The following is a 13,178-nucleotide window of genomic DNA, read 5'->3' on the forward strand; positions in this document are numbered from 1 at the left end:
GCGTGAGAATCTTCGGAATCGGCACGGCGACGCATCCGATCGCGCGGACGGATGTGGCTGAGACGCATCCGTCCGCCCCGATCCCCGTGCAGGGCCCCGGGGTCGGCGCAGGCATCCGCATCGATCTCGGTGAAAGCGGACAGCGCATCTTCCCCCTCATCCTGGGCGGGGCGGAGTTCGGCTGGAACGTCGACATCGACACCAGCCACACGATCCTCGACGCGTACGTCGAACGCGGGGGCAACGCGGTGCACACCGCGGACAGCTTCGCGGGCGGACGCAGCGAGCACATCATCGGACAGTGGCTGCGCAAGCGCCGCGTGCGCGACGACCTCGTGCTCATGACCCGTGTCGGTGCGCATCCCGATCACCCGGGCCTCGGCCCCGTCAACCTCATCCGCTCTGTCGAGGCCTCGCTCGTCCGTCTCGGCACCGACCGCATCGACGTGCTCTACATCGACGGCACCACAGGGGTGGGATCGCTCGAGAACACGCTCGCCACACTGGAGTGGCTGATCGAGGCCGGCAAGGTGCGGGCCATCGGCGCCTACGGCCTCCGCGCCGAGCAGCTCGTGGAGGCTCGCATCCTCTCCTCAGCGGGACTCCCGCGCTTCACGGTGCTCGACGTGCCCTACAACGTGCTGCGCCGCAAGGACTTCGACGGCGACCTGCGACTCGTCGCCGGTGCGCAGGGAGTCGCGGTGACGCCCTCGCATCCATTGGAGCACGGGTTCCTCGCGGGCGCTCGACGTACGCGCGACAAGGCCGTCACCTCGGTCCGCGCGGCGCAGCTGGCCGGCAGCCTGACCAAGCGCGGTAGTCGCACGCTGAAGGCGTTGGATGCGGTGGCGGCGGAGTTCGGCGTGCCGGTCTCGGCCGTCGCTGTGGCGTGGCTGCTCGCGCAGCGGATCGTCGCAGCCCCCATCGCGAACGCGTATGCGCCCGCGCACGTCGAGGAGGTGCTGCAGGGCGTAGGGCTCCGCCTCACTCGCAGCCAGCTGTCGGAGATCGCGCGCGCGTCGGAGTAGCGGGTTAGGGTGGATGAGACGCCGACGAGGCGTTCGACCTACTCGACGGAGCGACAGGCGTGACTCACTACATCTACCTTGTCCGCCACGGCGAGCATCAGGATGCGGAGCACGGCATCGACGACGGACCGTTGTCGCCGCGTGGCCGCCGCCAGGCAGAGCTGTTGGCCGACCGGCTCTCGGGCGTGCCGTTCGATGCCGTCTGGCACTCGCCGCTCGTGCGCGCCGCGGAGACGGCCCGCGCGGTGGCCGAGCGCATGCCGTCGATCACGCCGGAGGCCTCGTCGCTGCTGTTCGACTGCGTTCCGACGGGGATGACGGAGGAGACCCCCGCGGTCTTCGAGCCCTTCTTCGGCGGCATCACCGAGGCTGCGGTGGACGCGGGGCGCGCGCAGATGGCCGACGCCCTCGCCGCCTTCCTGGTGCGCAAGCAGGGCGACGTGCACGAGCTGATCATCACGCACAACGCGGTGATCGGCTGGTTCGTTCGCGAAGTGCTGGGTGCGCCCGACTGGCGCTGGATGACGCTCAATCAGGCGAACGCGGGACTCACGGTCATCGCACAACGCCACGGCCGGCCCTGGACGCTCGTATCCCACAACGACCTCGCCCACCTGCCGTTCGAGCTGCGCACGGGCCTTCCCGAGGTCCCGCCCGTCTGACGCTCGACGGGGTCAGGTCAGCGCCTTGCCGTACCAGCGCGTGGCGTTCTGGTTGTCGTTGTACGGCTCGATAGCGGTGAAGCCGCTGCGGGCGTAGAGCGAGCCCGCAGCCTCCAGGGAGTGGTGCGTGTCCAGCACGAGCTCCACGGCTCCGAATGCCCGCGCCCGCTCCTCGAGCTCGGTCACGAGCAGCCGGCCGCCGCCGCTGCCGCGCGCCTCGGGGCGGACGAAGAGATGCTTGAGCTCGTAGCGCACGCCCGCGGGCCCGTCCGCGATGCGACGGATGCCGCCGCATCCGACCGCGTCGCCGGCGTCGTCGAAGAGAACCAGGAACACGCCGTTCGGCTCCTCGAAGACCGCGGGGTTCGGGAAGACCGTGCGGTATCCGCCGCCGGGGAATCCCTCCGCACGGCGGGCGAAGTACAGGGTGAGCAGCTCGTGACTGACGGGGTCGTCTGCGGGAAGGGCACGCAGGGTGGGCATACCGCGAGCGTAGCCGGGGTACGCCTAGGGTGGAGACATGACGACGCGTGTGGCCATCGTGGGAGCAACCGGCAAGCTGGGAAGCATCATCCGCGGCGTGGTCGAGGGTGAGGAGGGCTTCGAGCTCGTCGCCGCTCTCTCGTCGCGCGATGACATCCAGGCCATCGACGATGCGGACCTCGTGATCGACGCGTCGGTGCCCGCCATCTCCATCGACGTCGTGCGCGCGGCCGTCGAACGCGGCAAGAACGTGCTGGTGGGCACGAGCGGCTGGTCGGCCGAGCGCATCGCCCTCGTGCGGCCTCTCGCGGATGCGGCGGACGTCGGCGTCGTGTTCATCCCCAACTTCTCGCTCGGCTCCGTCATGGGCTCGGCCCTCTCCGCCGCCGCGGCGCCCTTCTTCGATTCGATCGAGATCGTCGAAGCCCATCGCGAGACGAAGATCGACTCGCCCAGCGGCACTGCGGTGCGCACGGCCGAGATGATCGCCGCCGCCCGCCAGGGCACCGGCCCGGTCGAGGCACCGCACGTCGACCAGCGGGCACGCGGACAGCAGGTGGCCAGCGTCCCGATCCACTCGCTCCGTCGCCCCGGCGTCGTCGCGCGCCAGGAGGTGGTGCTGTCGGGACCGGGTGAGTCACTCTCGATCGTGCACGACACGATCGAGCCGGCCTTGGCCTACGCCCCCGGCATCCGCATCGCGCTCGCCGCCGCCCGCGACGCCCGCGGCGTGCACGTGGGACTCGACAGCTTCCTCGACATCGGCATCCGCTTGCCTGGAACGCGCACCACGGGCGCCGGGGTGACCGACGGCGCCGCCTCCGGTCAGATCGCTGCGACGACTCCATGAGCGCACGCATCGGCGTCGCCGTCATGGTGGCGGCCTTCGCGCTCTACGCCGTGTTCGTGGGCCAGCGCGCCTGGCTGCTCCTGATCAGCGGCATGCCACTGGGCGTCGCGGCGGGTGTCGCCCTGCTCGTGCTGCCGGTCATCGCCGTGTGGGCTGTCGGGCGGGAGCTGTGGTTCGGCGTGCGGGCGCAGGCGCTCGGGCGCCGGCTGGAAGCCGAAGGCGCGCTGCCCACCGAGGCGCTGGAGACCCGGCCCAGCGGGCGCGTGCTGCGCGATGAGGCGGATGCGGTGTTCCCCGCATACCGCCACGACGTCGAGGAGGCCCCGGACGACTGGCGCGCCTGGTACCGACTCGGACTCGCCTACGACGGGTCGGGCGACAGACGGCGCGCTCGCGCCGCGGTGCGCACCGCCATCCGGTTGGAGCGGCGCGACCGCGGCTGAGCGTCAGGCGGCGGGAACCGCCGCGGCGACCGCATCCTCCACCGTGGGATGCGTGAAGCGGTAGCCAGTGGAGGTCAGAACCCCCGGAACGAGGTCGACGTCGTTTGTGAGCAGCGCCTCGGTGGCGTCCGCACCGAGCGCCGCGCGCACCGCCCACTCCGGGGCGCGGAGAACGTAGGGCCGGTTCATGCGTCGCGCGAGCGCGAAGCCGAGATCGTTGGCGGTCGCGCGAGTCGGTCCCGTCAGGTTGACCGGTCCCGTGATCTCCTCGGCGAGGATGTGGCGGATCGCCCCCACCTCGTCGTCCAGCGAGATCCACGGCCACGCTTGGGTGCCGCGACCGATCGGACCGGACAGTCCGAGCTTGGTGAGCAGCAGGAGAGGCTTGAGCACGCCCTGCTCGTGCACCACAGGGGCCGTGCGCAGCAGCGTCACGCGGGTCTGGTCGCCGGCTTCGCGCGCGGCCTGCTCCCAATCGACGGTGAGCCGCGACAGGAAGCCGCCACCCGGACCGGAGCTCTCGTCCTGGCGCACGCCCGGAGCCGATCCGTAATAGCCCACGGCGGAGGCGGAGACGAACGCGGGAGCATCCGCTCCGAGCGCGCGCAGCGCTCGGGTGAGCGTGCGTGTCGGCGTGAGGCGCGACCACAGCAACGTGCTCTTGTAGGAACGCGTCCACGGGAACCGGCCCACGCTCGCGCCGCTGAGCGACACCACCGCATCCGCGCCCTCGAGTGCGCCCGGGTCCAGGGGCTCGGAATCCTGCAGCCAGGAAACCTCGTCCGGGCTTTGCGCCGGGCGGCGTACGAGTGTCGTCACCCGCACGCCGTCGGCGCGCAGCGACGCCACCAGAGCCCTGCCGATGAGCCCGGATGCGCCCCCGATGACGACGTGGCGCGGATCAGGCAAGCGTTGCCTCGAGCGTGATCTCGATGCCCGAGAGGGCCTGCGAGACCGGGCAGCCGGTCTTCGCCTCGCCGGCGATACGTGCGAAATCCTCGGCCGACAGGCCCGGTACGGTCGCGTTGACGTTGAGGTGGCTGCCGCTGATCCCGGTGCCCGGGACGAACGTGACGGATGCGGTCGTCTCGATGCTCTCGGGAGGTGTGCCGTTCTCGGTCAGCGCGTGGGAGAGCGCCATGCTGAAGCACGACGAGTGCGCCGCGGCCAGCAGTTCCTCCGGCGTCGTGACCGAGGTCGAGCCCTCGCTGCGCGCCTTCCAGTTGACGGCCAGAGGGCCCTGGTTGGAGGACTCGAGGGCGACCTCGCCCGACCCCTCTGCGAGGCTTCCCTTCCAGCTGGTGCTGGCTTCGCTGGTGACACTCATCGTCGTCTCCCTCCGGCCGCGTCTCGGCCCTTGGGCCTCAGCGTATCGACCGGATCTTTATGTGGGCTTTGGCCTTGACAGTCGTGCGGGCTCAGGCCGGACGAGCGGTGCGGATGATGCCCGCGCGGGCGAGGAGCAGGTACAGCTGGCATCCGAGGCACAGGCCGAACACGGCGTTCAGGAAGGCGGCGACGAACGCGGCCGCCGCAGCGATCGGCAGCGCCCACGGTACGCCGGCGAGGTACAGTACCAGACCGACGACAGTGACGAACAGGCCCACGCCCTGAGCGAAGCGCGGCGGCCGCGGATCCTCGAACTCGGTCGCCGGCTGAAGTCGCGGCTGCACGAGTCTGCGGTACAGCACGCCCCACGGTGCGGTACGCGGCGACACCACGCCCCACAGGAAGAGCGCCGCGATCACGGCCAGCAGGATGAAGCCCGGGTCGGTGACACGGTAAGCCAGCACCGCTCCTAGGGGCGCAGAGGTGAATGCTCCTTCGGCCAGCGGCTGGTAGGCGAACCATCCGATCGCCTGAGCGGACGGATCGACTCCACGCCCGGTGAGGCCGAGGAGCACCGCGATCAGAAGGAGCACGGCGGTGACGGAGGCGGCGAAGCGGGGCCCGCGCACATCGATGCGGGCGGGTGAGCGATCAGACACGGGTCGACTCCTCGGTCACGCGGGCCAGTTCCAGCTCCACCACGTCCCGGCGGGGTGTTCCGCCGAACCGGGTGCGCACGGTGCCCCGGTGGTCGAGGATCAGCGTCGTGGGCGTCTGCAGGACGCGGAAGTGCTGGGCGATGTCGGTGCGGTTGGTCAGATCGACGTCGAGGTGCACGACGCCCTCGCGATCGGCGGCGATGTCGGAGAGCGTGCGGTGCACGCCGGGGCAGCGCGCGCAGAACTCGGTGCTGAACTGCAGCAGGGTCGCCACCTCGCCGAGGGCGGGGGCGCCAAGACGTGCCGGATCCACGACCTCGTCGGGATCCACCCGTCGCGGCCGGTTCTGACGCCAGCGCAGGGCGAGACCGAGGCCGACAGTCGCTGCGAGGAGCGCGGCCAGCACGGCGACGGCGATGAGGGGGTCCACGACATCCCAGGCTAGACCTGCGTGCATGCGAGGGCATCGAATCCATCGAAGATGACGCACGTACGTAACACAGCGCCGGGATACGCTGAGGGGGTGAGTGACGCGTCCCGTGCCGAGATCCAGTTCCGCAGCGACGTGACGGTCGAGCTCGTCCGTTCCAGTGCCTCCGACTCCGACGTGCTCTTCGCCGCGCGCGTGTCGACGCAGGGGGAGCAGACGCTCGAATCCGCCGCATCCGGTGACCAGGCGACCGCGCGCGATCGCGGACTCATCAACTACCTCATGCGCGACCGCCACGGCTCGCCGTTCGAGCACAACTCCATGACGTTCTACGTGCAGGCGCCCATCTTCGTCTTCCGCGAGTTCATGCGTCACCGGATGGCCTCCTACAACGAGGAGTCGGGCCGATACCGCGAGCTGCGTCCCGTGTTCTACGTGCCCGCGCGCGAGCGCAACCTCATCCAGGTGGGCAAGCCCGGGGCGTACGAGTTCCTCGCCGGCACCGAGGAGCAGTTCGAGCTGGTCGACGAGGCCACCCGCGCCGCCAGCATCCAGGCGTTCGAGGCGTACCAGCGGATGCTGGAAGCGGGTGTCGCCCGCGAGGTGGCGCGCATCGTACTGCCGCTGAACATCTACTCGTCGATGTACGTCACCATGAACGCCCGCGCGCTCATGAACTTCCTGTCGCTGCGCACGAAAGTGGAAGGCACCCACTTCCCGTCGTTCCCGCAACGCGAGATCGAGATGTGCGCGGAGAAGATGGAGGCGTTCTGGACCGAGCTCATGCCGCTCACGCACGCCGCCTTCAACGCGAACGGGCGCGTCGCGCCCTGATCACTCCTCGTCGATCCTGACGAGGTAGCCGATCCGATGGCGGCGGATCTCGCCGTCGGCCGGATCCGGCTCGCGAGCCGCCGGCTCGGCGTCGTCGTCCCCGACGGCGTCATCCTCGACCGCGTCGTCCTCGACAGCGCGGCTGACACCGCCGAGCGGCTCCGAGCTTGCGGTGCCGGTGAGCTGCTGCGAGGTCAGCACGTATGGGGCCGGTCGCACCTCGATCGCCCATTCCGCGTCCGGCGACGAGAAGCGCGTGATCTCCGGCGCCGGTGGCTGCCGCGGAACGCGCAGCATCCGATGAGCGACGGTGAGTGCCGACACGGAGCGCACGACGCCCAAGATGCCGAGCTCGGGCTCCCGCTCGTGGTGGGTCTCGACGAACTCGGGCTCCGCCGCGGGCGCGCACAGCTCGCGCACGGCGTCGTCCGCCACGACCACACCGAACTCGACGCGGTCGCCCACCGCGAACGGCTCGCCGCAGCACTCCCATTCCCACTCCCAGAGCAGCACGTCCACCATGGCTTCACGATAGACACCGACGCGTAGGCTCGGCGCATGGCGAAGACGGCTCTCATCACCGGTGCCAGCTCCGGACTCGGCGCCGAGTACGCGCGTCAGCTCGCCGCGCGCGGCGCCGACCTCGTGCTGGTGGGGCGCGACGCCCGGGCGCTGGAGTCGGTCGCCCGCGAGGTGCGTGCCGCATCCGGTGTCGGGGCCGAGGTCCTCGTCGCGGACCTGCTGGATGCGAGGGCGCGCCAGTCGGTCATCGATCGGCTGACGGATGCCGGGCGGCCGATCGAGATCCTCGTCAACAACGCGGGGTTCGGCCTCCCGCTCGACTTCGATCGCAACGACATCGAGGACGAGGTGCGTCATCTCGCCGTGCATGTGGAGGTGCCGATGCGGCTCATGCACGCCGCTCTCGGTCCGATGCTCGCGCGCGGCAGCGGCCGCATCCTGAACGTCGCCTCGATCGCCGCGTTCATCCCGCGCTCCACGTACGGCGCCTCGAAGCTGTGGCTCGTGTCGTTCAGTCGCTGGGCCGACGCGACCTACGCGCCGCGCGGTGTGACGGTGACGGCGGTGTGCCCGGGATACACGCACACGAACTTCCACGAGCGGCTCGGTCTCGCCCGCGGTGAGGAGGGAATCGCCGGCTGGATGTGGCTGAACCCCGCGGACGTGGTCACGCCGTCGCTGCGCGATGCGGCACGAGGCAAGGCCGTGTCGGTGCCGACTCTGCGCTACCGGGCGCTCGCCGCACTGGCGAGCATCGCCCCCGACCGGCTCGCATCGAAGCTCGGTCGTCGCGGCCGCTGAGTCAGGCGAAGCGGCCGAGGCGGATACCGGCGTACGCGAGTGCAGCGATGGTCTCGCCATCGCTGATGCGGCCGTCCAACACCATCGCGAGGGTCTCGGCGAACGGAACGCGCACGACATCGTCGATGCCCTCCTCCGCCTGCGCGAGGGCATCGTCGGGGGCCGGGGAGAGGCCGCGGGCGAGGAACACATGCTCGGGCGCCACGGCGATCCCGTTGAGCGCGTTCATGGTCCCGAGGTGCTCCCACTCCGCCGCGACCAGGCCCGTCTCCTCGGCGAACTCGCGCTGGGCGGCCCGCAGCAGATCCTCGCCGTCGCTGCCGCCCGCCGGCACCTCCCACGACGGTCCGGTCGTATAGCGCTCCACAGACACGAGGCAGACGTTGTCGTCGTCGTCCAGCGCCACGATGAACACCGCCGGATGCTGCATCTCAACGACGCCGTAGATCCCTTCGCCGTCCGGGCCGGTGACATCGTCCTCTCTCACCCGGATCCAGCGGTTCTCGTAGACGACGCGGCTCGCGGACGTGTGCCAGACCATGCCGCCACCTTACGGCCGCATCCGCCCTGCACCCGTCGCCGCGGGGGTAGGACATCGTTGACGCGACGTCCGTACGGCGGATCGGCGGGCGGCCGCCCCAGAGGTCCCAGGGGTAGACGCCAGCACCACGGATCGTGCAGATGTCGCAGTGTCGGGGAGTGTGGCGGGGGAGCGACCGGGCCTCCCCACGCAGGTGCGGCCCGCGCGTCATCCCGGCTCGGCGGAAGTGAGCAGCCCCGCGCCGCGCACCGGGGTGAGGGTGGGCGGATGGATGCCGCGAAGATCGCCGACAGACTGCGCACTCTCGGGGGAATCGCCCGGGCCGCACAGCTCGGCGCACCTCGCAGTGCCCTCGCTCGAGCCGCCGATCGCGGAGCCATCGAACGCGTGCGCAAGGGCGTGTACGCGCTCGGCGCCCATCCCGATGTCCGGGATGCCGCTGCGCACGGCGGCGAGCTCGCCTGCGCTGCGGCGCTTCGCGTGCACGGCGTCTGGGTGCTGGAGGAGATCCCGACCCTGCACGTCTGGCTCGGACCCGACGGCCGATCGCATCCGCATCCGTCGTGCGCGTGCATCGTGCATCGGGATGCGGGTGCTTCCGCGTTCGGCGTCGTGTCGATTGTGCAGGCGCTCGTCCAGTCGGCCGCCTGTCTCGGCGCAGAGAGCTTCTTCGCGGCGTTCGAATCGGCCTGGCGCCTGGGCCTGATCGACCGGGCTGATCGGGCACAGGTGCGAAGGAGCCTTCCCGCAAGGTTCCGCTGGCTCGTCGATCTGGCGCGTCCCGACGCCGACAGTGGCCTCGAGTCCCTGCTCAGGTTGCGTCTGCGGCTGCTCGGCATCGCCTTGGACTGCCAGGTCCTCATCCGCGGTGTCGGCGTCGTCGACTTCCTGGTCGACGGGCGACTCATCATCGAAGTCGACGGCCGCCTCAATCACGATGGCGTCAGCCTGCGTCACAAGGATCTGGTGCGGGATGCGGAGGCCGCGGCGCAGGGGTACGAGACCCTGCGCTTCGACTATGCACTCGTCGTGCACGACTGGCCGCGTGTGCAGCGCGCGATCAGGGCGACGTTGTCCAGGATGCGGATCGCGTCCCCTCAGTGAGGTGACATCTGCACGACGGGTGAATCTTCCGGGGCCCCACACGCCCCGCCACGTGACTCCAGCCCCACGGATCGTGCAGATGTCGCCGCATCCGCGCGCCGTACGCGGAAGGCGGGGCGGCGACGAACGCGGTGGGGGCGCGGCGGCGGAAACCGATAGCCTGGGAACATGACGCACACGGGCAACCCCTTCGGACAGGTGCTCGTCGCGCTGGTCACTCCCATGACCGCCGACGGCGAGGTTGACTGGCCCGCCGTCGAGAAGCACATCGACGACGTCATCACCGCCGGTGCCGACGGCATCGTGGTCACCGGTACGACGGGGGAGACCTCGACGCTCACCGACCCCGAGAAACTCCGTCTCGTCGAGGTGGGCAAGAGCGTCGCGTCCGGCCGGGCGAAGATCATCACGGGCGGCGGTTCCAACGAGACCGCGCATGCGATCGAGCTGTACCGGGCGAGCGAGAAAGCCGGCGCGGACGGCATCATGATCGTCACGCCGTACTACAACAAGCCCACCCAGGCTGGCATCCTCACGCACTTCCGCCTCGTCGCAGACGCGACGGATCTGCCCGTCATCCTCTACGACATCCCGGGCCGCACCGGGGTGCCGATCAAGTACGAGACGATCCTGCGTCTCGCCAAGCACCCCAACATCCTGGCGATCAAGGATGCGAAGGGCGACTTCAGCGAGGTGAGCCGGGTGCTCAACCAGACCGACCTGATGTACTTCTCGGGCGACGACGCGAACGTGCTGCCGCACCTCGCGATCGGAGCGTCGGGGCTCATCGGCGTCACGGCGAACATCGCCGCCGCGCCGTATCGCGCGATCGTGGACGCCGTGAACCGCGGCGACCTCGCGACGGCCACCGCCGAGCACAAGCGTCTCGAGCCGCTCGTTCGGGCCGTCATGACGCACGTGCCGGGCACCGTGAGCGCGAAGTACATCCTCCACGGCCTCGGCCGCATCTCCAGCCCCCGCGTCCGCCTGCCCCTCGTCGGGCCGGAGGAGTGGGAGGCCGCCATCATCGAGGACGAGCTCGCCCTGGTGCGTGACGTCCCCGGTGCCGATTTCTCCAACTTCCGTCCCGACCGCAACGCCGCCGCCGGCGGCGCCCTGCCCAAGGTGCACGGAACCACACGCTGACAACTGCTCGCCACGAGGCGAGCCCCATCGCCCGCTCCCTCACATCAGCGGGCAGGAAACACGGATGCGGCGCAGGCCGCATCCGGAGAGGTACGTATGGCCAACACTGTCTACGATCCGCCCGCACTCGATCAGGGGACGCTGCGCGTCACGCCCCTGGGCGGGCTCGGCGAGGTCGGTCGCAACATGACGATCTTCGAGTACGACGGGAAGATCCTCGTCGTCGACTGCGGCGTGCTCTTCCCCGAGGAGCACCAGCCGGGAGTGGACCTGATCCTCCCCGACTTCGCGCCGCTGCGCGACCGGCTCGACGACATCGTCGGCATCGTGCTCACGCACGGCCACGAGGACCACATCGGCGCCGTGCCGTACCTGCTGAAGCTCAAGAACGACATCCCCCTCATCGGATCGGGGCTGACCCTCGCCCTCGTAGAGGCGAAGCTCAAGGAACACCGGGTCAAGTCGTACACGCTGACGGTCGCGGAGGGTCAGCGCGAACAGGTGGGGCCGTTCGACCTCGAGTTCGTCGCGGTGAACCACTCGATACCCGACGCCCTGGCCGTCGCCATCCGCACGCCCGCCGGAATGGCGCTGGCCACGGGTGACTTCAAGATGGACCAGCTGCCGCTCGACGGCCGCCTCACCGACCTCCGCGCCTTCGCTCGCCTGGGCGAGGAGGGGATCGACCTCTTCCTCGTCGACTCCACCAACGCCGACGTTCCCGGGTTCACCCCGCTGGAGCGCTCCATCGGGCCCGTGCTCGACCAGGTCATCGGCCGCGCCCCCCGCCGCGTGATCGTGGCGAGCTTCTCGAGTCACGTGCACCGCGTGCAGCAGGTCATCGATGCCGCGGCCGCCCACGGGCGTCGGGTCGCCTTCCTCGGTCGCAGCATGGTGCGAAACATGACGATCGCCCAGGACCTCGGCTATCTCAAGGTGCCCGACGGTGTCCTGATCGACTACAAGAAGGCACGGGATCTGCCCGACGACCGGATCGTCTACATGTCGACCGGTTCGCAGGGCGAGCCCATGGCCGTGCTCTCGCGGATGGCCAACCTCGATCACGAGATCGAGCCCGGCCCCGGCGACACCGTGATCCTCGCCTCCAGCCAGATCCCCGGCAACGAGAATGCGATCTACCGCGTGATCGACGGGTTGACCAAGCTCGGCGCTAACGTCGTGCACAAGGGCAACGCGAAGGTGCACGTCTCCGGTCACGCCGCCGCGGGCGAGCTGCTGTACTGCTACAACATCCTGCAGCCGCGCAACGTGCTGCCGGTGCACGGCGAGTACCGGCACCTGATGGCCAACGCGAAGCTCGCACAGGACACCGGCATCCCCGCCGAACGCACGATCCTGGCCGAGAACGGCACCGTCATCGACCTCAAGGACGGCGAGGCCCGCGTCGTCGGGCAGCGCGACATCGGTTTCGTCTACGTCGACGGCTCGACCGTGGGCGAGATCACGGATGCGGACCTCAAGGATCGCCGCATCCTCGGCGAAGAGGGCTTCATCTCCGTCATCGTCGTGGTCGACGCCTCGACGGGCCGCATCATCACCGGGCCGGAGATCCACGCGCGCGGCTTCGCCGAGGACGACTCGGTGTTCGAGGACGTCAAGCCGAAGATCGCCGCGGCGCTCGCGGAGGCGGCGGGGTCCGGCGTGCGGGACACGCACGCGCTGTCGCAGGTCGTCCGTCGCACGATCGGCCGCTGGGTCAACCAGCGTCTGCGCCGACGCCCCATGATTGTGCCGCTGGTGATCGAGGCCTGAGCGCTTCGTCGCTATGATCCGGGCATGCCCGCACGCTTCCGGATCCGTGCCGCCGAACAGGCGGACGGTGTCTTCCTCGCGGACATGGTGGTCGAGGCCGCGAACTGGCGGCCCGGCGTCGCACGCCCGCGGCACGAGATCCTCGCGGCACCCGAGCATGCCCGGTACATCTCGGGGTGGAAGCGTCCGGGCGACACGGGCTTGGTCGCCGTGAGCCCGGAGAACGAGGCGATCGGTGCCGCGTGGTACCGGATGCTGCCGCGCACCGAGCCGGGGTTCGGGTACGTCGGCACCGGCGTGCCCGAGCTCGTGATCGGCGTACGCCCTCTCTGGCGCGCCCACGGCGTCGGACGTGCCCTGTTGCAGCAGTTGGTGGCGGCGGCGCGCGCCGAGGGCTACGCGCGCCTGAGTCTCAGCGTCGAGCGCGACAATTTCGCCGCGACCCTCTACCGCTCCGAGGGGTTCGCCGTCACCTCGCCCGCCCAGGGACGCGACACCATGGTGCGTCGCCTGCGCTGAGGGGCTTCGCCGCGTGGCTACCGGCCGCTGTCGCGGGTCGGATCTACCGTGGGA

General features: G+C 70.2%; 17 protein-coding genes. 10 read left to right on the forward strand and 7 right to left on the reverse strand.

Going from position 1 to position 13,178, the window contains the following annotated elements:
* Positions 1-2 precede the first annotated feature (2 nt).
* Positions 3-1,028, forward strand: a complete 1,026-nt coding sequence (locus KYX17_RS11925) for an aldo/keto reductase (RefSeq protein ID WP_374208941.1) — start codon at positions 3-5, stop codon at positions 1,026-1,028.
* Between the two features lie 59 nt (positions 1,029-1,087).
* Positions 1,088-1,690: a histidine phosphatase family protein gene (locus KYX17_RS11930; protein ID WP_137416556.1), complete on the forward strand. Its 603-nt coding sequence runs from the start codon at positions 1,088-1,090 to the stop codon at positions 1,688-1,690.
* Between the two features lie 12 nt (positions 1,691-1,702).
* On the opposite strand, the gene KYX17_RS11935 is transcribed toward KYX17_RS11930, so the two are convergent.
* The gene (locus KYX17_RS11935) at positions 1,703-2,173 is read right to left on the reverse strand and encodes a GNAT family N-acetyltransferase (RefSeq protein WP_243227188.1); all 471 of its coding nucleotides are present in this window, start codon (positions 2,171-2,173) and stop codon (positions 1,703-1,705) included.
* A 37-nt stretch (positions 2,174-2,210) separates the two neighbouring features.
* Between KYX17_RS11935 and dapB the strand changes: the two genes are divergently transcribed.
* Positions 2,211-3,023 carry a 4-hydroxy-tetrahydrodipicolinate reductase gene (gene dapB / locus KYX17_RS11940; RefSeq protein WP_243227189.1) on the forward strand — a complete coding sequence of 271 codons (813 nt, stop codon included), beginning with the start codon at positions 2,211-2,213 and terminating at the stop codon, positions 3,021-3,023.
* Entirely contained in the window at positions 3,020-3,466 is a 447-nt protein-coding gene (locus KYX17_RS11945) for a hypothetical protein (RefSeq protein ID WP_243227190.1), read from the forward strand. The genes dapB and KYX17_RS11945 overlap by 4 nt, the downstream gene beginning before the upstream one ends.
* Positions 3,467-3,469: 3 nt before the next feature.
* Here KYX17_RS11945 and KYX17_RS11950 read toward each other — a convergent pair whose 3' ends face one another.
* From KYX17_RS11950 to KYX17_RS11965, 4 genes are all read right to left on the reverse strand, one after another.
* Positions 3,470-4,375: a TIGR01777 family oxidoreductase gene (locus tag KYX17_RS11950; RefSeq protein WP_243227191.1), complete on the reverse strand. Its 906-nt coding sequence runs from the start codon at positions 4,373-4,375 to the stop codon at positions 3,470-3,472.
* Positions 4,368-4,793: an OsmC family peroxiredoxin gene (locus KYX17_RS11955; protein WP_243227192.1), complete on the reverse strand. Its 426-nt coding sequence runs from the start codon at positions 4,791-4,793 to the stop codon at positions 4,368-4,370. Before KYX17_RS11955 ends, KYX17_RS11950 begins: the two co-directional genes overlap by 8 nt.
* Before the next feature lie 91 nt (positions 4,794-4,884).
* Positions 4,885-5,454: a DUF4395 domain-containing protein gene (locus KYX17_RS11960; RefSeq protein ID WP_243227193.1), complete on the reverse strand. Its 570-nt coding sequence runs from the start codon at positions 5,452-5,454 to the stop codon at positions 4,885-4,887.
* A complete protein-coding gene (locus tag KYX17_RS11965) occupies positions 5,447-5,884 on the reverse strand; it encodes a thioredoxin family protein (protein WP_243227194.1) in 438 nt (145 codons plus the stop codon). Before KYX17_RS11965 ends, KYX17_RS11960 begins: the two co-directional genes overlap by 8 nt.
* A 93-nt stretch (positions 5,885-5,977) precedes the next feature.
* Between KYX17_RS11965 and thyX the strand changes: the two genes are divergently transcribed.
* Positions 5,978-6,718, forward strand: coding sequence for an FAD-dependent thymidylate synthase (thyX, locus tag KYX17_RS11970; protein ID WP_243227195.1), 741 nt, complete (start codon positions 5,978-5,980; stop codon positions 6,716-6,718).
* Here the strand turns inward: thyX and KYX17_RS11975 are convergent, their stop codons facing one another.
* Positions 6,719-7,240, reverse strand: a complete 522-nt coding sequence (locus KYX17_RS11975) for a DUF6578 domain-containing protein (protein WP_243227196.1) — start codon at positions 7,238-7,240, stop codon at positions 6,719-6,721. It lies immediately after the preceding gene.
* A 36-nt stretch (positions 7,241-7,276) separates the two neighbouring features.
* Between KYX17_RS11975 and KYX17_RS11980 the strand changes: the two genes are divergently transcribed.
* On the forward strand, positions 7,277-8,041 hold the full coding sequence (locus KYX17_RS11980; protein WP_243227197.1) for an SDR family oxidoreductase: 765 nt from the start codon (positions 7,277-7,279) through the stop codon (positions 8,039-8,041).
* A 1-nt stretch (position 8,042) separates the two neighbouring features.
* Here KYX17_RS11980 and KYX17_RS11985 read toward each other — a convergent pair whose 3' ends face one another.
* The gene (locus KYX17_RS11985; RefSeq protein WP_243227198.1) at positions 8,043-8,582 is read right to left on the reverse strand and encodes an NUDIX hydrolase; all 540 of its coding nucleotides are present in this window, start codon (positions 8,580-8,582) and stop codon (positions 8,043-8,045) included.
* Between the two features lie 267 nt (positions 8,583-8,849).
* Here KYX17_RS11985 and KYX17_RS11990 point away from each other — a divergent pair, with 267 nt between their 5' ends.
* The 4 genes from KYX17_RS11990 to KYX17_RS12005 all read left to right on the forward strand — a co-directional run bounded on the left by KYX17_RS11990 (position 8,850) and on the right by KYX17_RS12005 (position 13,124).
* Positions 8,850-9,686 (forward strand): type IV toxin-antitoxin system AbiEi family antitoxin domain-containing protein, encoded by an 837-nt coding sequence (locus KYX17_RS11990; protein WP_243227199.1) that lies wholly within the window; start codon positions 8,850-8,852, stop codon positions 9,684-9,686.
* Between the two features lie 168 nt (positions 9,687-9,854).
* On the forward strand, positions 9,855-10,832 hold the full coding sequence (gene dapA / locus KYX17_RS11995; protein ID WP_243227200.1) for a 4-hydroxy-tetrahydrodipicolinate synthase: 978 nt from the start codon (positions 9,855-9,857) through the stop codon (positions 10,830-10,832).
* A 96-nt stretch (positions 10,833-10,928) separates the two neighbouring features.
* Positions 10,929-12,605, forward strand: coding sequence for a ribonuclease J (locus tag KYX17_RS12000; protein ID WP_243227201.1), 1,677 nt, complete (start codon positions 10,929-10,931; stop codon positions 12,603-12,605).
* Between the two features lie 24 nt (positions 12,606-12,629).
* A complete protein-coding gene (locus tag KYX17_RS12005; protein WP_243227202.1) occupies positions 12,630-13,124 on the forward strand; it encodes a GNAT family N-acetyltransferase in 495 nt (164 codons plus the stop codon).
* Positions 13,125-13,178: the final 54 nt, after the last annotated feature.

It is taken from the genome of Microbacterium sp. CIAB417, assembly GCF_022788845.1.